The following is an 18149-nucleotide window of genomic DNA, read 5'->3' as shown; positions in this document are numbered from 1 at the left end:
GTAAAGTTGACTGGAAAATTTTCTGAGAAAATTAATAGACGGTGCATTAAAAAAAATGGTGTAGCAATGAGATTTACTAAACTTAACTATTGCCAATACTTACTAAGCAGTCAAATTAATTATACTCTGACAAATTTGGCAGAGCATTTAGAGCAGATTAGCCATGATAAAATTAACCGCTATCTCAAGAATGAAAAGCTAACGCCAAGGTTGCTTTTAAATAATGTTAAAGATATCATCCAAGTTAGTGAGAATGCATATCTAGTTTTTGATGACACAGTAATTGATAAACGATATGCCATATAAATAGAAACAACTAAACGGCAATATAGTGGTAACGAGCATAGAGTCATCCAAGGAATTGGACTAATAAATTGTATATATGTCAATCATGAACTCGGAAAATTTTGGGTAGTTGACTATCGTATTTATGACCCGGACAGAGATGGAAAAACAAAGATAGTTCATGTGACGGAGATGCTGCAAAACCTTGTATATCATAAAGTTTTACCATTTCAAACCGTGTTAATGGACACTTGGTATGCCACAAATAAATTGATGTTATATATTGATGGGTTAGGGAAATATTATTATTGCCCTCTGAAACGTAATCGACTTGTTGATGATACGGAAAAACAAGAAGATTATAAAAGAATTGAATTGTTATCTTGGGATAATGAGGAGTTAAAATCAGGTAAAATAATTAAGATAAAGAAATTTCCCTCTGCCAAAAAAGTGAAACTGTTTCGGGTAACTGTCTCCACCGACAGAACGGATTTTATCGCTACGAACGATTTATCTCAAGATTCTACGGACGTTGTACAACAAGTGTGTAAGGTTCGATGGAAAGTTGAGGAGTTTCACCGAGAATTAAAACAATTGACTGGCATTGAATCATGCCAATGTCGTAAGGGTCGGATTCAAAGAAATCATATTGCCTGTGCTATTTTAGTCTGGCTTCGACTCAAAGATTTAGCTTATAACACTGGTCAAACCATCTATCAAATTAAGCATGGATTGTTATCAAATTATTTAGTTCAACAACTCAAACGTCCAACTGTTCCCATGTTTATTGCATAGTTGTTTGGTTTGCGGCGCGGTTACACCACGCCATTGCTTGTGCCAGTTGCGTAAGTCCTGATAGTGAACGTCTGTGGTCAAAGCTGGAAGCTCAATCTATCGGTTTTGAACAGGAAATCAAACTCCCAGATACGAGCAAGCGTTCTGCCCGCAAAGCTGGCTGTAATATTTTGTCTCGTTAATCTCCGTACTCCCCACCGTTTTGACAATCGCGATCCTCTACTCGTGTATGCTATTTATGCCACAGAAGTTGATTGTCCAGAAGGTGAAACCCCTGTAGAATGGATGTTGCTAACTACGGAAGTTGTCGCAGATATCCAGATGGCTTCTACAATTTTAAATTGGTATTCTTACCGTTGACGAGTGGAAGAGTATCATAAAATTTTCAAGTCAGGGTGTCAGGTAGAAAGATACAGACTTGTTGCTGAGGGTATGAAGACCTTAATTGGTTTTTTGAGTGTGATTGCTGTTGAGCTTTTGCAGTTAACTTATCTACACCGCACCCAACCTTTCGCCCCCGACATTAAGATTCTTAATCCCCTTGAGCTTCGGATTTTAAAAGCTAAATCTCCCAAACTCCCCAAGGTGCTAACAGTTAGTTGGGCTATAGAAGTGATCGCTCGTTTAGGGGGTTACTTGGAACATCGACGTAATACACCCATTGGTATCCACGTACTGTGGTGCGGCTGGTTAAAATTGCACGACCTCCGTGAGGGTTGGCAGCTTGCTAGAGAGATTTAACGGGAAAAGTCAGATTGAGTAAAAGACCAAATTACATAGTCGTAAACAAAGCTTGGAGCGGTATGCTAAAGCTTGTACCATAATTCTGGAGTTGATTAAATACTAATCAATATCGAAATAACTATCAATTTCCGTTGCCAATTCAGCTTCGTTAATGCTCGTTAATTCCGCTTTTAATATCGTTAGCTCTGCATCAAGCTTAGTTCGCTCACTATCAGGTATTACACAAGTGTTTAAGTATCCTTGTAAAACATCTCGTCGAATACCTTTATAAGATTTACTTGACTTATCTCTAATCTCTGTAATGAGATAAAAAGCATCTTCATACCGACTACGAGCAATCGCCAGTCTAGTTCTTAATCCTTTACGAATATCTGAATTAATTGCTCCAAACTGTTGATTGCGCTCTATTTCGTTCAGTATACTTTCTGCCTCATCTACTTTTCCATTTACAATCTTGCACAATGCTAAGTGAGCTAAAGTTTGAAATCTAGGATTGTTATCGCTAGACTTCGCCTTCTCAGCATATTGTTCCGCTACATACTTATCGCCTAATAAAAACTCAAATCTTGATTTCCTGTAATAGTGTGCAGACTCATCAATATATTGCAATTGCTCAATGGATCTTTTTGCAAGATTTACATCACCCAGTGCTATAGCTATTTGAGCCTGCAAATCTAAGGCATAGAAATTAACGCGCTTTTTATCCTGTTGTCTCTGTAGTACTTTCTGAACACACTCATTTGCTTTTTCATAATTTCCGACAAAAAAGTAGCAATGACCAAGTTCTCTATTAAGTGCTTCATCATCCCTACCATACCTGCGTGATTCCAGGTAAAAATCAATAGCATCCTGGTTTTTTCGCTGCTTTCTATTTAAAAAACCTTCCAGATAATAGAAGTTTCGGAGCGGGGCATACTCCTTCAATTTTTGTATTTCTTGTTCGGCTTCTTGCCATTTTTCCTGATGGATAAAAGCTTTAGCTCTGTATGAAATAACTGTTTCATAGTCAGATTTATTCTTGCAATTATTTAATGCTACTTCGGTTGCTTCAATAACCTTGGGATAATTTCTTTCATGATCATATAAACTCTTAATAGTTTTAATTAAATCAGTAAACAAAAAAATTACTTTTCTCTGAATTTTTTTATCTTTAAGATACCAAGATGCTCTATAAAGGATACGATGTAAATCAAGACGTTGTTCTTCATAGTTAGGATCATCAATTAGATCAATTATGGATTTAACCAATATTTTGATGACTTCAAATCCTGTTAATCCAAAAGCTTTAATTGCAGCATCTTCAATTGGATCAGATACTCGATATAGTCCATCCTCTACAACAACAAATGATAAATTAATTAGGCGTGCTAAGTTCTTACTAGTAATGATTATATCTTGCAAAACAGTTAGTGTAATAACCCTTAGTGGTAAGGGACTATAACTAGCAAGTAAGCGAAGAATATCCTTTTCACTTTCAGACAGCTTCTCTTTTGAAAAATGCTTAAGGAATTGATCGATTCTCAGTTCTAAAAATCTGTTTTTATCTGCTAATACAATGTCAATGCCATATTCTTCTACTTGTTCCATTGCTGCATACGCTGAAGGTGGATAGCCAGCAGTGTATGCAGCAAGTTCGGATATTTCGTTGCTTTTTAAGGGTTTTTGTCTTGTACTGCTAACCTTAAGATACTTTCTATCTAAGGTTCTAATAAGCAATTTTAAATCTTCTGTTTTAAGAGGATTAAGGCGAATTCTTACAATAGATTGATTACCATTAAGTGGTCTACGGTTAGACACAAAAGCTATGTATGCTTCATCATTTAGCGAAAGTTTTTTAATTATTGATTGGATAGGTTCGGAAAGATTTCCATTACTATCAAATAATCCACCCTCATCCAAAAAAATTGGAAGTTCACCATTATTTGTCATTCTACGAAGATTTACAAGCGTTCTATCTAATGCCTCCTCTTTAGAAAGTGCTTGAATCTCCCTCATGATCTGTTGAAAGCGTAAATCTGTAGTATAAGGTTCATTTAAATTAGCAACAGAGCTACAGATGTCTTGAATACTAAATCCCTCACCTAGTCGAAAAGGACTCTTTAAAGGTTTTAGCCCAAGACTACTTTCTACAACCTGTTGAATAAGTGATCTACGGCCTATCCCTGGTAGTCCAGTTACAAAAAAAACGTGTGGAGGGAATTCCACGTCAGCCGGAGTCAACGCTTCTTGTAGAGTCTGAATATCTCCAGTTCGTCCAACAAAAGGATTTTTTCGTTCTTCTCTAAGCTGGTCAAGATGAATGCGAATTTCTCTTGCAACACTTTTAGCAACATTACCACGCTGAATCTTCGCACGTCTTAACCAGATTGGAAGCTGATCTATATCAATTGAGTCCGAAATGATATAAACAAGAGATTTTTGTAAACTTCTTTCAAGTTTTTTATACCATGCTTCTTCTACCTCAAAATTCACCCAGTCTGATAACAATGAATTCTTGCTTGCAAACAAAACAAATACTGAAGAGGAATCTAATCCATCTTGAATTGACTGCTTAAATTCAGTGCCCGTTTCAAATACTTGCTTGTCAACAATACAGTGTTGGCGACCTAGCTCGTTTGCAACAGCTGTAACAAATTCTTTATCTTTCGATGAATGAGACAAGAACGCTCTGGCGATGGACATTTGTGGTTGCCTTAACCTTGCTATTGCAGTTTGCACTATCATAACCAAAACTCTAAGGAGCAAGGACAGATGTATGCTCTTGCAGTTACAACTTCTTCAATTAGCCTTATTCGGTTTTTCTTCTTTCACCCCAGCAATTACAGCCAACGCATTCGCATACTGCTCCAAGTCCTTCCTTAACGATTCCAATTCATCTCTTAATTTCGGTTCTTCAGACCAATTGCACTCGTGTTCTTTCGGACTCTGATGCGGCGGTCGTTGCGCTTCCCATGTCTGCAATAATGGATGCCACTTGGACAGAAACGGACGCAACCCATTGTTTAGCACTGCGATCGCAATCCCCCCAACTGAATCATAAGTTGCTCCCACATCTGGGCCACCCTCTTTAAGAACTTGTCGTGTCACAGGGAACAAGTTGTACAAGGATGATAAAGCCTCCCGCAAAAGTCCATTGTCTGCTTCCAAAGGCTGAACAGCAATGCGGGTTACAAGTTCAACGTACAGCGACCAAGCTGCTCTACGTTCTGTTGGATCGGCTTCCCATTCCACAGAGCCAATGCCAAAGGGGAGGCTGAAAGATACTTTTTTGATTTTCGCTCGGTCAGATTTAGGCATGAGTTTATAGCAATGTTAAGGGTTAATTCTTTACAACTAAGTAAAATCATACTTTTTACTTACCTGTTCTCTCAGCCTCTAATGCTGATACTCTTTTCTCTAATTCAGTAACTCTGTGTGTCAGTGGCACATCCTCAGCACAACCAAGGTAGTGAGCCAAAGCATCAATCATCACTTTTGTCTTTGTCATGCCATTCTGCTTGACATAACCCATTAGCCTTTGTTCTACGTCTAACGGAATTCGGATACTAAATTGAGGTGAAGTCATACTGTAGATTCCACTGGATAATTTTAGTGTAGTAGTGTCATTTTTGTGTGCAAGGAAAAAATACTTAATTTTAGATATTACAAGTCCTGTCGCGCAAATAAAATAAACAAACAACTCCTGGGTCATCTTTTGAAAATTTGCCGACTTGTCCTACCTCTCGTGTGACTGGAATAATTTCTGTATATCTCTATACTCTAAACTTACTTAGGATATAATAATAAGAACAAGGAAGATGGCCAGTGGGAGCATTAGAAGAGTAAATTATATTAAAATAAATTATCCAATCATACTTATACCAAGCAACTTGCTTGCCAAACTTGGTGTAAGCTTGATTAGCTTCCTGCCAAATCCGCTTCTGTACGCTAAAGCCAAAGCGTTCCCTACTGAACTTTACCCATAAAGTGTCAATGGTACGTAAGTCTATACTGGGAAAAATTTTGATGTTACCTACGTCTAACCAGCCTTCTTTTTGTCGATTAGCTACCTGAAGCATCACAGACGTAGTTTCTTGATCTGCTTGTTTCCACTTTCTCTCCGCTAGAAAATCACGTAGTTTTGTATAATTTATTCCCTTGGCAGAACTTAGGTCATTAGATTGTAAAACATCGGTTTCAATAACCTGTTTCTGGTTTGATTTCCGCTCTGGCTTCCGTCCAGTAATACCCCACTCTAATTGGTGCAAAGCTTCAACATCATCTATTCCATTAGTAAAACTTACCCAATGATATTGGGCAAGGAAAAGCAAATCCTTTGGTATTTCATTAACTCTTGGTAACAATACAGGAATAATAGTTTTTACATTCTCAGCCTGCACAAATTGACTATAAAGAGTTTGTAATTCTACATATTGCCATCTACCTAATCCTGTTTGTCCAATAAAGATAACAGCAGATTTAACTTTACTTATCGCCTTTTGAATCTCAAGTTGAAAAATTTGTCCTGGAATAATTTGTTCTTCATCTAGCCATACCTTTAGCCTACGCTGTTTCAATACAGATCCAATCAACCTTACTTGAGGCTTATCCTGAGTATTATGAGCTAAAAACACATCAAATTCAGGTAGTTCATTCATTAGGTTATTTCCAGAATAAAGATTAGCACACAATATGTTTCCATCGTAGGGGGAAAGGCTGTTCACTCTCCTCATTGATAAAATTATTTTGAGAGATCACCTTAGAGCAAATCTATTGTAGAATTCACTATATAGTTTTAGTATAGCTATGTCATTTTTGTATGACACCACAAATATATTTTCAGTAATAAGTAGCGTTAATCGCTAATTTATGGACAAGAAATACCAAGTTGCATTATCTTTTGCAAGTGAAAATCGGGAATATGTTGAAGAAGTTGCTGCTGCTCTCCGAAAATCTAGTATTAGAGTTTTTTATGATAAATTTGAACAGACTAATTTTTGGGGCAAAAATTTATATGAGCATTTAGATGATGTTTATCGTAATCAGGCGCATTTTTATGTCATATTTATTTCTGAACATTATTTGAAAAAGACTTGGACTAATCACGAAAGAAAAAGCGCCCAGGCTCGTGCATTTGAAACGAAAGAAGAGTATATTCTTCCCGCACGATTTGATGATACAAAGATTCCAGGACTTCCCCCAACAATTTTTTATTTTGATTTACAAATAATTAGACCTACAGTATTTGCACAGATTATTATTAATAAACTTATAGATGCAAACTTAAATATTTTAACTCCTACGAACGTATCCAAACCTAAAGTTATAAAATCCAGCCCAAAAACACCAAATAATAAACAAAAATCTGATCCAAAACCTATCAATATAAATTATAAATCATTAGAAAATGCTAAAACTTTAAAACCACAAACAAAAACTGTAAATTTTAATTTTGAAGGCATTGCTCAGTTATCTAACGATAAACCAATAGTTTATAAAATCTTAACTAAAGCAAATAGGAATAATTATACAGGAGTAGCAAAGAGAGGAGAAGTTTATACAACTATTCAAAAACACTTAGTACCTGGAAAAAATTATGTTCCAGGGTTCAAAGTTAAAATTGAGAAAATGAAAACTATTCAAGAAGCGCAGAAGAAAGCAGACAGAATTATAAAGAGAAGTAAGCCTAATTATAATAAACCACTAAAATAATTATGGTTCTTCAGTACTTGTTATGCCAAATTATTAGTTAAACATCAAAACTGGACTTTAAAATCAAGTTTAGAACGCTTAACTCGCAAGAATTACCTAAAATCTTAAAAATAATGCCTGTTTTTGTTGTGCAGCAATGTTTTCAGCTTTTTAGCAGATTAATTTAGCATACTAAGTACTGAAGAGCCATAATTATCGAATATATAATAAATATCTTAATAGATACTATATTACTATAGCTACTTCTGCTGTTTAATAGCTTCCTTACGTTTTCGCTCTAATAACTCTTGTGCCATGCTCTCAGCAGGACTAATAACCATTTGTTCAAAGTTTTGCATTAAATGCTCAAGATTTTCATAATAAAAATCATCAAGAATCGAACGATGATTGACTCTAAGATTACCTATAGAGACAGCAATATTGCCTGTTCCTTTCATAAATAGCGGTTGAATCGGTACAGAGACATTTCTTGCAATATGGGGTACTTCTTCAAGTACAATTTTAGGATCGGTAAAGTCGGCAATAATAAACTTTGATAGGTGAGCTAAAGTGGAAACTGTTTCTAGAAAGTCGTGAGATTGTGGTTTAGTAAAATCAAAAAGAATTGGTACATATCCAAGTTCACGTAGCTTAGTACGAATCGCTTCTAAAACTTCTAGCCGTTCTGGTGTAAATCTACCCAAAATCAATACTGCCTTTTGGGAAACAGTATCAATAATATTTCTAATTTCTTTATTATTAATAAGTAAGTAGATAAATTGAGCGACTTTGAGGTTATCAATTATAACAGTTGGCTCATCAGGGCGAGTAATAATCAAGTTAGACTGGCTTCGGGGTTTGCCTTTTAAATTCCAAACTGAAATACCGTAAATTTTGCAATCATCAAGATTTGCGTGTTCCAGATCAGTTTCAACTATTCTTGCACCCATTAAGTCTGCTTGACCTAAATTAGCTTCACAAAATTTTGTTCTGTAGATGTGTGCTGCATTTAAACTAGCCCCACGCAAGTCTGCTTTAATAAATATAGCTTCAGCTAAATCTGTATTACCAAGATTAGCTTCACGTATGTCTGCACCAGTCAGATTAGAACCATCTAATTTTGACTCATACAAATCTGCTCTTCTTAAATCCGTGTTTCTTAAATCGGCTAGAGTTAATTGTGCTTTTCTAAAATTAGTCTCGAAAAAATCTATACTACTAAGATTTTTAAAACTAAGATTTAAATTTGATAGATTTACTCTAGAAAGATTGATTTCAATATTTGGATTACTCTTACGCCAATCATTCCAAATAGAAAAATTATTTTTTAAAATTGTAAGAATTTCTTCAATTGTCAAATCCATAACCGTCTATTAATTATATACGATAAAAATAAATTAGACCTGTAACTTTCAGGCATCAATCATAACTTCACAGTACAACTTTGTCTCGGTTTTCTCAGCTTTGCGCTAACTCCACTGTCTACCCCCAGCACCAATCACCTATAGCTCCGCATCCACATCTCCAAAACAAAATCCCCAAAATAATACAGGTGGCGACTAAACTCATCTTGCCCCAAAAGCTCTTACCATACTTATAACCATATAGCAGTATCAGCACATTTGCTAAAATTGCTTAGGGCGGTATATCACCCCCGTATTCTGACTCCACAACATTCAACAATTTTTCTTCCACAGCAGTAAGATAGGGACGATATTGTTGTTTGGGTTGAATTCCATGATTACTTTGTCTTGTAATGATTGTAATTTCGATTTAGTTGCTTGTCCTTAGTCCGTTGAAGTGCATCGTAACTACTGCTAACGGTTCCCTTGAGCGGCTGCAAATAACCTTTACCTCACACTAACACCCACCCTTACCCCTGAGTTCGGGGTTTCCCTTGGCTAAAACTTGGCATACTTCGCCCAAGTGGTAAGTGTTTGGTACTCTGGTTCGCCCCTTGAAGCGCTGCACAATGTCTAACACCACGCCTCAGTTGCCCCTGCTATGCCTTAACTGATAATCGTTTAGTGTAATTCTGTATGAACTCAACCTCAGAATCATCATCTTCTCACCTCCAAAAACTGCAAAATGTCCCTCACCGCCACTTTCTTCCCCTCCATCTCCTGAATTCGCTCTACTCAACCGCTTGGGGAATACTTCGATGGCTTGAGGGCGCGATCGCTGTTGTGGGTGTTAGTGCAATCTGGTGCATAAGCTATATCTGCAATTATGAACTGCATTACGCAATTTCACATTTTTGGTGAAATCCTGGCATTTTAGATCCAAGTAATAAGAGATTTAGGCAGATTGGGACAATAAACCTGACATATTTAATACCCTCTCTGACCAAGTACTTGCTTGCTCGGACATATTTTTCCGTTCACTCTCTTCAGACCAAATACTATTAAAAGTTAATCTCCATCGTGCCAGTTGAACTTCAATGTTAACCAGTTCTTCAGCATATTCAGGTTCAATTTCTGCTGCCGTCCATTCAATAAAACATATAGTTTCATCTATCACACTCTCAACAGCTTCTTTATAAGCGCTGTTACAAAATGTTCTCAGCCTAGCTAAATTAGAAGCTATATGCCCTAAGCGATGTGATGTATTTTCGCCTTGAAACTGTGCTTGTTTTTCATCTAAATTCTGGTTCATATCCACCAATTAGCTCCTGGGTTATTTTTTTAACACGTTCTTGAATGGCTGGATCTTGAATTAACATTGAGCGATTATTTTGGCTGGGGCGAATGTTAATAATCGATTCATAAGCTATCGATTGGTTAAAGGGAGTCCAATCCGCACCCCAGATATCTCGCTGTCTACTACCGTCTTCAAGCAATGCTGCTTCACAGTAAGCGTGTTTCTCTCCTCCTCCAGCCAAAATCCTTCTTTCTATATCTACTGCCACTTTAATGTAAACTCGTAAGGTTTGCAGCATTAACTCCACTTGTTCGAGCGTTGCTCTTTCCCTAATAACCAGTACCAAAATCTCATCCCTACCTGTATAAATGCACAAGTCAAAATTCTACTTTGTAGAATCCCTTGAATACCAAAATTAATCACTTGCAGCATTACGGTCTGATTTCCAACTCCAAAAGACTCAATACTTTCTCTTCCAGCCCAGTCAAATAAGCCCGATTCAGCTTCCCCAACGACTCCAAAAACCTCTGCACCGATTCCTCCAGTCCACTCGAATACACCCGATTGATGCGATCGCAAATCACCCGCATCTGCTCACACTCGGCAGGCAAGTAGTTGTATGACTTCAGGTACTGTAACCCAACCGTATACTCTCCATCCCAGGTTCTGACTGTGCAACTGAATTGGCCCACATGGTTAACTATCCCCCAGCACCCACCCTTGCCTCTGAGTTGGGGGTTATCCTTTGCAAGGATTTGGCATACTTCGCCTAACTGGTAAGTGTTAGGTGCTTGGGTGCGTTCCATTATTTGCTGCACTACGTTTTTAACGATTCTAGCTGGCGGCACTTTACCCCCTGCCTGCTCCACCGCTTTTACCCACACTTCTTGCTGTTGGTGGGGTTCAAGCTTTGTCATTGGTCTGACTTGACGTTCGTTAGTTGGCAAAATGTGATCCATTGGATCACATTTTTCCATCAAATTATCAAAAACAACCGCCGCATCCATTAAAAGATAAGATTGCCGACGACTATGCCCAAAGCGATCGCGGCAATAATCTTCAAATGTTTTATGCGTGGAGCGATAAAGCCGTCTGTCCCTCAATTCCGTCAGCGCTTTCCCCGCCTCAAAAAACGCTCTTTCCACACGGTGCTCTAGGTGAAGGCGATCGCGCTGTTCATCCTCCGTCAACTCTGGGACTTCAACAGCCGTAACCGTAATTGTTGCTGTCGCTGAATCTACTTGCTGGGAGATATCCTCGTTTACAGAGCTAGCTGCTGAAGTTGAATCGGTAGATGTGGCAGAGGTGGCTTTGTTGCGTCTAGAAGGTGGTTTAGGCATGATTCCACCTCCTTTAATTCGATGCTATTTGCTCTGAGTCAGTTGCAATATAGATTTTGGATGTAATTGGTAACTGCGTAAACCTAGTCTGCCGTGGCCACTGCTTCTTTAGTAAGACAGACCGGAGAGCAAGAGAATTAATAGTCTGAGGGTCAATCATCAAACTGTACCCCTAAATCTACACCTAAAACCTCTTCAATTTTCCGAAGAGTCTCTTCTGCGACACCACCCAAAACAGCTTCCGCTTCTAACTGATACCAGTAGTTACGAGATATTCCAACTTCTTTGGCCATCTGTGTCACTGGCCGCCCTCTAGCTTCTCTGGCTTGCTTAATGCGTTCCCCTAAACCAGGAACATCAACTTCTAGCTTAATAATCCGTCTTACTTTCACAGTCATAGTCGTAATTCCAATTCTAAAAGTATATGTTAATTGTCAACTAAACAGTTGACAACTTGTTAATTAACAGATTACACTATTAGGTATAAAGAAAGCGCCCCAGACTCGCAATCAGAAGCGCTTTCCGTCCCGTTAGGAACTTAATCAATCATGACATACCATATCTACAGCCAACAACAGCTGCAACTGAAATCAATTGCCCGACTCAAGCAAATCTACAGTGAAATCGCCTGCACAGTCGAAGTAAACGACAAACGCTGTAAGGATGCATGGATTACTGCGATCGCTGATTATCAGTCAAGCAAGATTCAGAAACTCGCCCCTGCTGCCCCCGACAACCAAGCGATCGCCCAAGCTGAACTTGACAACTACATCGCACACCAAGCCCAAGTTGTAGCTCCCGAACCTCTCACAATAGTCGAAATCTCGTTTGACCATCACGAATATTATGCTGGTAATCAACTGATAGCCAACATCAGCCATGACGACAACCACTTAACGCAACGCTGGGTAGGTCATGGTCAACGACAAAGAAGTATTTCGTGCCAACACTCTAATGCGTTGCGATCGCTTCATCTGCACTCACTACAAAGATGGCACACTGCCAGTGCAAGAAGAAGCAGAGGTGCAGGGGAGCAGGGGTGCAGAGGGGAAAAACTTACAACAACTTTCTCCTCTGCCCCTCTGCGCCTCTGCCCCCATGCCTTCCTCTTCTACTGAAAACCAAATCATGGCGCATATCTTCAATGAGTGCCAAAATTATGGGTTTGAAATTCTCGATGATGGCATTTACAACAACAAGGGCGTGAAACTGGGGCAAGTCGGATGCACTAACGGGAACTGGTGGGTGAAGAGGCGTTATTCAGGTCAGCAGCAGTATTCTAACTCGGTGCTTGATGCTGTGCGTTCATTGTCAATGGTGGATACATCGCTGGCTGAACCAGTTCACAAATACTTGCAATCCCGACCCTTAGAGCAACTGAGTTCTAATGAATTACAGCAGCTTTTCAACCATGAAGTGCGATCTCTTCTTCAAGAATTAGTCACAGTGTGAAGCCCTATGTGGGCAGCAGTGAAAATTGCTGCTCACTTTGAGGTATTTTTTGGGCGTTCTTCTTCAAACATTGCCGAAGATTTTTAGGTTATTAATCCCAGGGAAGAAAAGCATGATTGACCATATTAATGCACTCAAAACAAGTTGGTATCTCTCTCCTCCTTGGCGTGGAACAATTCCACCCGTTGAGGTGAATTTACTGGAGAGAGTATATTTACGAACCACGAGAACATTTGGCTATTGTTGCGGTATGCAATGGAAGCATGAGTGCTGGATTTATTCAATTGATTGCCGTAATGAAATACTCCATGCTACACAAAACCAAATTATCGGGACTGGAGAGTTAGAAACTCTCACCGTGCAAAAACCTGCCTTCGTTCTGGGCGAAAGAGTAATGCTCTGTTCTCACGATAAGGGAACAAAGCAACGGCTGATTTTAGGGATTGGGCTGGTGAATAATTCTTGGTTTTACCTTGTTGAGTTGATGTCACCAACGCTAATTAAAACACCGACTATATCGAATCGTTTCTCACTGGTTGGTGAGAAAAGTTTGGTGCGGGTAGATGTCTAAGTGCTTTTCAAAGATTAACTGTTTGAACAATAAATAGAGAGTTCGACTATGTTGATACACAAATGGCATGACACAGAAATTAACCAAATGCCCGAAGATGGCCAGGTAGGCAAATATAGCATTCCCAAGGGCTATGTGAATGCAACTCAGATGTGCCATGCAAATAACAAGTCTTGGGGACATTATAAAGAAAGAAAGTCCACAAAAGCTTACTGGAGGGCACTTTCAAACGACATCGGGATTCCGATATCGTCTCTTGTCATCGAAGTTGATGGTTATGGCAGTTCTCAAGGGACTTGGATTTATCCAGAAATCGCAATTGATTTAGCTCAGTGGGTTTGTGTCGAGTTCCGCATCTGGGCTAACAGAACTTTGATGAAAGTGATGCTCTCAACCCAAGTAGAGCCAGTACAACAGCAAGAACCACCAAAAGCATTAGCTCTATCTCAAGAAGCTGCACAATTAGCCCTGTTGGTAGGAGAATTCGCTGGGTTAGAAAAATCCCTCACCGCCCAGTTAGCTGTTAACGCCGCCACCAGAGTTAATCCCGCACTTAAACCAGCAGCCGATGAACTCAAGTCAGCGATCGTAGTTACCAACGTCAGTGATGATGCATATCTCAAGCCTACAGATATTGGTGAGAAAGTTGGAATGAGTGCAGTGTCTGTGAACAACTGGTTAGTTCACGCAGGTTTACAGTACCGCACTGATGACAAGAAAATCCCATATCGTCCGACTAACTCAGGTAAGCAATGGGGGCGAATGGTTTCGGCAATGGCCAAAGGTTCAAACCAGACTGTCTTTCAGCTACGGTGGTTGCCTGAAATAGTTAAAGTGATATGTCCATAATTCTTTCACCAAAATTATGAATAGTTTACGAAAGCTTTTAGCCGAAAAACACGGTTTGGTCGCAAGTTTTATGCACGATGATTGTTTTTTCGTGCCATTACCAGATAACAAAGATCACTCTCTCAAATTTTTAGAGAGCAATCTACCAGAATTTATCCGAGTTGAACTTTCAGAATGTTTCGCAGAAAGTGTAATAGCTGCTTGGGAAATCCAATTATTTTTACTCCCCCAAGTCTTAAAGCAAGCAAACGATTTCGTTGTTGAGTATTGGAACTATGTTTCACAAGAATGAATTTTCTTTTGAGGTTAAGTAAATATGAAACGATTTCATGATCCAAGAGCCGCTGCACTTGCCCAACAGATAGACCAAATCAACGCAATCGGTTGGGAGTCGGCGTGTGACTTAGCACTACAAAACCACGCAGTTAAAGGTGGACTCTCACCAGTAGAAACAGTATTGCGTTTCGATATGTTCCTCGCCAAGACAGAAGAAACTGCCGATAAAAGAAAAGCAATTTGGGCAAAACAATTAAGCCAGGGTATTAGCGGAATCGAATGGTACACCGTTGAGTACGGCGGCATGGCTGTAGAGCTTCCCCGGTTATGTGAGGAACTGACACTTGTGCCGGGAGATAAAGAGATTCTTACTTGTTCCAAACCAGTGGCCTTCGACTTCCTCGCGCACTGGAACATTGCCTTCAAACTGTGGCGTTATGACCGTGAAGCTGACGAGCGCTGGCTTTCATCTCGGTGGAATCAGTTTTACGCCGAGTACTTGCATGGGCAATGGCTAGAACTTTGGGCTGAGGATGAGGTTTACCAGATTCAATTAAAAGACGGAACACTTCAGGATAAACCCACATTTGCTATCAACGCCTGCTGCTGCTGGGGTAATCCGCTAGCAATCCACCGCACCTCTGCATACTCTGATTCTGGCTCAAGCTGGTTTCAATGGAATAATTTTACACCTTGGAGATAAAAGCGATCGCTCTTCCCCAAGTAGCAATCGCCACGTTAAACACTTATTCATATTTGGCATAACCAACATGAGAGTCATTATATACAGAGATTACTTCAGAGATTACACACAATGCGCCCCTAGCTCCGCTACCCGCGCCCCCCACCCAAGATAGTGTGTGTGAGAAAGAAGAACTTGATTTAACAACAAAACAAATTGAACTTGAAGAACCAACCCCAGAAGAATCAATCCCAAAACTTTCCACTTCGTTGTTAAAAAATTCCGAGTCTTTGCAACAAACCGATAACCCCTCTTGTAGACCAACTATTGCGGTGGGGTCGTTCAATAAAAACGAACAATCTAATAACCAGCTAGTAGCACCAAACCCAAAAAGTGCTAATCCTACATCACTGCCCGATTCGACTTGTTACACAATGCACCCCACAGAGAAAACTGAGCAAGCGATGCGAGTATCTGGACTGCCGCCTTGGATGGATAAAGCAGGCCCTAACGGTTGGAAAGCAGAATTTGTAGAGTCTTACAGGCAATACTTGAACAGCACTCCCAGGTATGCCAAAGAGTTAATTCGTCAGGCAACAACAGGCGAGGCAAAAAATGCCCTGACTCGACTCTCAAAAACTGACTCCGGCAAAGCAGAGATTCAAAACCACTGGGATAGTTTCAATGAGTTGAAAGAACGTCAGCAGCCTACCGAATCAAAACATAATGCAAATACCAGCAAGGATGATGTTTTAGCTATGGCAATTGCTGCTGACGAAGAACGCCGTCAACAAGAACAATCAAAACAAGAGCGTAAGAATGAGTATCGATTTAGCCCACAAATGCTGGAGCTAAAAGCAAAACTTCAAGCCGCAGCTAACGCTCCAAAAGTTCCGAGCAACACCAGACCATCTTCCATTAATTTGCGAGAAGTTGAAGCGCAGTTAAAATTAGCACTAAGGGCATAATTATGCACTCCAATCAAGACAATGTAGTTCCTTTTGGCTCTAACTATTCAGTTTCAGGTTTGCCTCCACAAAATATCGAAGCTGAAGAAGCGATTTTGGGCGGGATTATGCTTGACCCAGAAGCAATGACTAGAATCAGCGATCGCTTGAGCATTGAAGCCTTCTACATCAGCGCCCACAAAGATATTTATCAAGCCGCAGTTCAACTTCATGCTACATACCAACCCACAGATTTACTAAGCGTCACCGCATGGTTGGCTGACCACAATTTGCTCAATCGCGTTGGTGGCAGGAATAAGTTAGCGACTCTGGTTGACCGCACTGTATCCGCCGTCAACATTGATGCTTTGGCGGATCTGGTGATGGAGAAATATCGACGGCGACAGTTAATCAAAGCAGGGAACGAAATTGTCCGACTCGGTTACGAAACAGAAACTGAACTACCACTTGTCCTTGGGCAAGCTGAGGCAAAAGTTTTTGGCGTTACCCAAAATCAAAGCGATGAACGCTGCAAGGTTTTCTCGGCGCAAGACATGGGCATTGAACTTTTTCAAAAACTGGAGATGGGAAACATGGCAGGCGACAGAGTTGGCTGGTACGACCTCGAAAATATCACCGGTGGCATTTATCCCAGTAGTTTAGTTGTAGTGGCTGCTGAATCCCACATGGGAAAAACCCATTTTATGATTTCTTATGCTTACGAAATCATGACCAAACTTGGAAAGCCAGTTCTGTATGTTACTCCAGAAATGGATAAGAATCAACTCAATGCCCGAATGCTAGCCCGAATCACAGGCGTAGACGCTTCTATGATTCAAACCAATACTCAGCACTACTGGGAACCAATAGCACAAGGCATAGGACAAATGGTGGAACTGCCTTGGAAGGTTTACGAGCATTCCTCCCCTACAACCACAATGATTGCAAGTGCTGTGCGTCGTGCTATTGCCGAATTTGATGGTTCTATTGGTGCTATGTTTATTGACTACTTGCAGCAGATTCCTCTGGAGTCAGGCGGGAATATGGCTTTTGAAGTCGGTAAGATTACCCGCCAAATTCGAGACATTGCCAAGTCTCACAAAATCCCTGTTTTCTTGGGCTGTCAAATCAATCGAGGGAATCAAACAACGGCTGACAAACGCCCCAATCGTCATTTACTTCGCAACTCTGGTGAAATCTTCGAGGTTTGTGACCAGTTAATCATGCTTTACCGGGATGCTGTTTACACAAAAGACCCAAGTGACCGCACTATTGAGTTGATTGTTGAGAAAAACAGGCTTTACGGTAAGCTCGGCACTGCGACCATGTTGTGCAATTTATCGACCTCAAAATTTTTGAACTTGGCGAGGTAAACGGGATGGAGTTAATTAATTCGGCGTACTGCTGCCACCGTTGCGATCGCGTAAATATTCCCAAATTCGGCGGATTTCTTCTCGAAACTCCTGTTGAGCTTCTCGAAACTCAAGACGATCGCGTTCAGCTTCACGTTGTGCAATACGCAAGCCTTCTTGATGTAAACGAGCAATATCACTTAGTTCCCTTACTGTGCGCTCTAATCGAGCAACAGTTTGTGAGTTACTCCGTGTTTCTCTGCGACTGCCGTCTTGTATTGTGCGAATTAAATCTAGTTCGTCGCCTAGTTCTTCCAGGCGAGTATCAATGTCATCTAATCTACTACTGATGTTTTCTGGCTGACTTGAAGAAGTCATAATCCCTTTCAACTCCACCTTTTACCCTTTTCTATAATGACACAAACATGATTTCTCTCAAGCCTAATAGAGCTTGGAACTATTGCCACAAAAAAGCAACAGACTGCGTTCACAACTACATCCACATCCAGCGATCGCAGAAGAAAGACGCATACATTCAATTACTGG

At 40.0% G+C, this 18149-nt stretch carries 19 protein-coding genes and 2 pseudogenes; 11 read left to right on the top strand and 10 right to left on the bottom strand.

All coding sequences use genetic code 11. The annotated features are described in order from the left end of the window. Positions 1–66: 66 nt before the first annotated feature. Positions 67–1080, top strand: a pseudogene (locus tag RMY64_RS23225) (transposase). Between the two features lie 59 nt (positions 1081–1139). Further along, positions 1140–1821, top strand: a pseudogene (locus tag RMY64_RS23220) (IS4 family transposase); the annotation flags it as partial. 102 nt (positions 1822–1923) lie between these two features. On the opposite strand, the gene RMY64_RS23215 reads toward RMY64_RS23220, so the two are convergent. The 4 genes from RMY64_RS23215 to RMY64_RS23200 all read right to left on the bottom strand — a co-directional run bounded on the left by RMY64_RS23215 (position 1924) and on the right by RMY64_RS23200 (position 6461). Further along, positions 1924–4548 carry a TIR domain-containing protein gene (locus RMY64_RS23215; protein ID WP_322701254.1) on the bottom strand — a complete coding sequence of 875 codons (2625 nt, stop codon included), beginning with the start codon at positions 4546–4548 and terminating at the stop codon, positions 1924–1926. 54 nt (positions 4549–4602) lie between these two features. Continuing rightward, positions 4603–5121, bottom strand: a complete 519-nt coding sequence (locus RMY64_RS23210) for a hypothetical protein (protein WP_322701253.1) — start codon at positions 5119–5121, stop codon at positions 4603–4605. A gap of 55 nt (positions 5122–5176) precedes the next feature. Continuing rightward, entirely contained in the window at positions 5177–5389 is a 213-nt protein-coding gene (locus tag RMY64_RS23205) for a hypothetical protein (RefSeq protein ID WP_322701252.1), read from the bottom strand. 187 nt (positions 5390–5576) lie between these two features. Then, complete coding sequence (locus RMY64_RS23200) at positions 5577–6461, bottom strand: GUN4 domain-containing protein (RefSeq protein WP_322701251.1); 885 nt, start codon at positions 6459–6461, stop codon at positions 5577–5579. A gap of 211 nt (positions 6462–6672) precedes the next feature. On the opposite strand from RMY64_RS23200, the gene RMY64_RS23195 reads away from it, so the two are divergent. Beyond that, positions 6673–7515: a toll/interleukin-1 receptor domain-containing protein gene (locus tag RMY64_RS23195; protein ID WP_322701250.1), complete on the top strand. Its 843-nt coding sequence runs from the start codon at positions 6673–6675 to the stop codon at positions 7513–7515. 239 nt (positions 7516–7754) lie between these two features. On the opposite strand, the gene RMY64_RS23190 is transcribed toward RMY64_RS23195, so the two are convergent. The 5 genes from RMY64_RS23190 to RMY64_RS23170 form a co-directional block, all read right to left on the bottom strand. Further along, complete coding sequence (locus RMY64_RS23190; RefSeq protein WP_322701249.1) at positions 7755–8852, bottom strand: pentapeptide repeat-containing protein; 1098 nt, start codon at positions 8850–8852, stop codon at positions 7755–7757. A gap of 940 nt (positions 8853–9792) precedes the next feature. Then, positions 9793–10149, bottom strand: coding sequence for a hypothetical protein (locus tag RMY64_RS23185; protein WP_322701248.1), 357 nt, complete (start codon positions 10147–10149; stop codon positions 9793–9795). Continuing rightward, on the bottom strand, positions 10130–10480 hold the full coding sequence (locus tag RMY64_RS23180; protein WP_322701247.1) for a DUF5674 family protein: 351 nt from the start codon (positions 10478–10480) through the stop codon (positions 10130–10132). The genes RMY64_RS23185 and RMY64_RS23180 overlap by 20 nt, the downstream gene beginning before the upstream one ends. A gap of 85 nt (positions 10481–10565) precedes the next feature. Continuing rightward, complete coding sequence (locus tag RMY64_RS23175; RefSeq protein ID WP_322701246.1) at positions 10566–11474, bottom strand: hypothetical protein; 909 nt, start codon at positions 11472–11474, stop codon at positions 10566–10568. 152 nt (positions 11475–11626) lie between these two features. Further along, the gene (locus tag RMY64_RS23170) at positions 11627–11872 is read right to left on the bottom strand and encodes a helix-turn-helix domain-containing protein (RefSeq protein WP_225226185.1); all 246 of its coding nucleotides are present in this window, start codon (positions 11870–11872) and stop codon (positions 11627–11629) included. Between the two features lie 150 nt (positions 11873–12022). On the opposite strand from RMY64_RS23170, the gene RMY64_RS23165 reads away from it, so the two are divergent. The 8 genes from RMY64_RS23165 (at position 12023) to RMY64_RS23130 (ending at position 17624) form a co-directional block, all read left to right on the top strand. After that, positions 12023–12592 carry a hypothetical protein gene (locus tag RMY64_RS23165; RefSeq protein ID WP_322701245.1) on the top strand — a complete coding sequence of 190 codons (570 nt, stop codon included), beginning with the start codon at positions 12023–12025 and terminating at the stop codon, positions 12590–12592. Positions 12593–12602: 10 nt separating this feature from the next. Continuing rightward, positions 12603–12926 (top strand): hypothetical protein, encoded by a 324-nt coding sequence (locus RMY64_RS23160; protein ID WP_322701244.1) that lies wholly within the window; start codon positions 12603–12605, stop codon positions 12924–12926. A gap of 112 nt (positions 12927–13038) precedes the next feature. Next, positions 13039–13497 (top strand): DUF1392 domain-containing protein, encoded by a 459-nt coding sequence (locus RMY64_RS23155; protein ID WP_322701243.1) that lies wholly within the window; start codon positions 13039–13041, stop codon positions 13495–13497. 48 nt (positions 13498–13545) lie between these two features. Beyond that, positions 13546–14346 carry a KilA-N domain-containing protein gene (locus tag RMY64_RS23150; protein ID WP_322701242.1) on the top strand — a complete coding sequence of 267 codons (801 nt, stop codon included), beginning with the start codon at positions 13546–13548 and terminating at the stop codon, positions 14344–14346. A gap of 16 nt (positions 14347–14362) precedes the next feature. Then, complete coding sequence (locus tag RMY64_RS23145) at positions 14363–14638, top strand: hypothetical protein (RefSeq protein WP_322701241.1); 276 nt, start codon at positions 14363–14365, stop codon at positions 14636–14638. 24 nt (positions 14639–14662) lie between these two features. Then, positions 14663–15325 (top strand): hypothetical protein, encoded by a 663-nt coding sequence (locus tag RMY64_RS23140; RefSeq protein WP_322701240.1) that lies wholly within the window; start codon positions 14663–14665, stop codon positions 15323–15325. 155 nt (positions 15326–15480) lie between these two features. Further along, positions 15481–16272 carry a hypothetical protein gene (locus RMY64_RS23135; protein WP_322701239.1) on the top strand — a complete coding sequence of 264 codons (792 nt, stop codon included), beginning with the start codon at positions 15481–15483 and terminating at the stop codon, positions 16270–16272. A gap of 2 nt (positions 16273–16274) precedes the next feature. Continuing rightward, positions 16275–17624, top strand: coding sequence for a replicative DNA helicase (locus RMY64_RS23130; RefSeq protein ID WP_322701238.1), 1350 nt, complete (start codon positions 16275–16277; stop codon positions 17622–17624). 15 nt (positions 17625–17639) lie between these two features. On the opposite strand, the gene RMY64_RS23125 is transcribed toward RMY64_RS23130, so the two are convergent. Beyond that, positions 17640–17981 carry a hypothetical protein gene (locus tag RMY64_RS23125; RefSeq protein ID WP_109013399.1) on the bottom strand — a complete coding sequence of 114 codons (342 nt, stop codon included), beginning with the start codon at positions 17979–17981 and terminating at the stop codon, positions 17640–17642. Between the last annotated feature and the right edge of the window lie 168 nt (positions 17982–18149).

This window comes from Nostoc sp. DedQUE08, assembly GCF_034530895.1.
Classification (GTDB): domain Bacteria; phylum Cyanobacteriota; class Cyanobacteriia; order Cyanobacteriales; family Nostocaceae; genus Nostoc.
The sequence above is the reverse complement of the archived record's forward strand: the minus strand, read 5'-3'. Positions and strand labels throughout refer to the sequence as shown.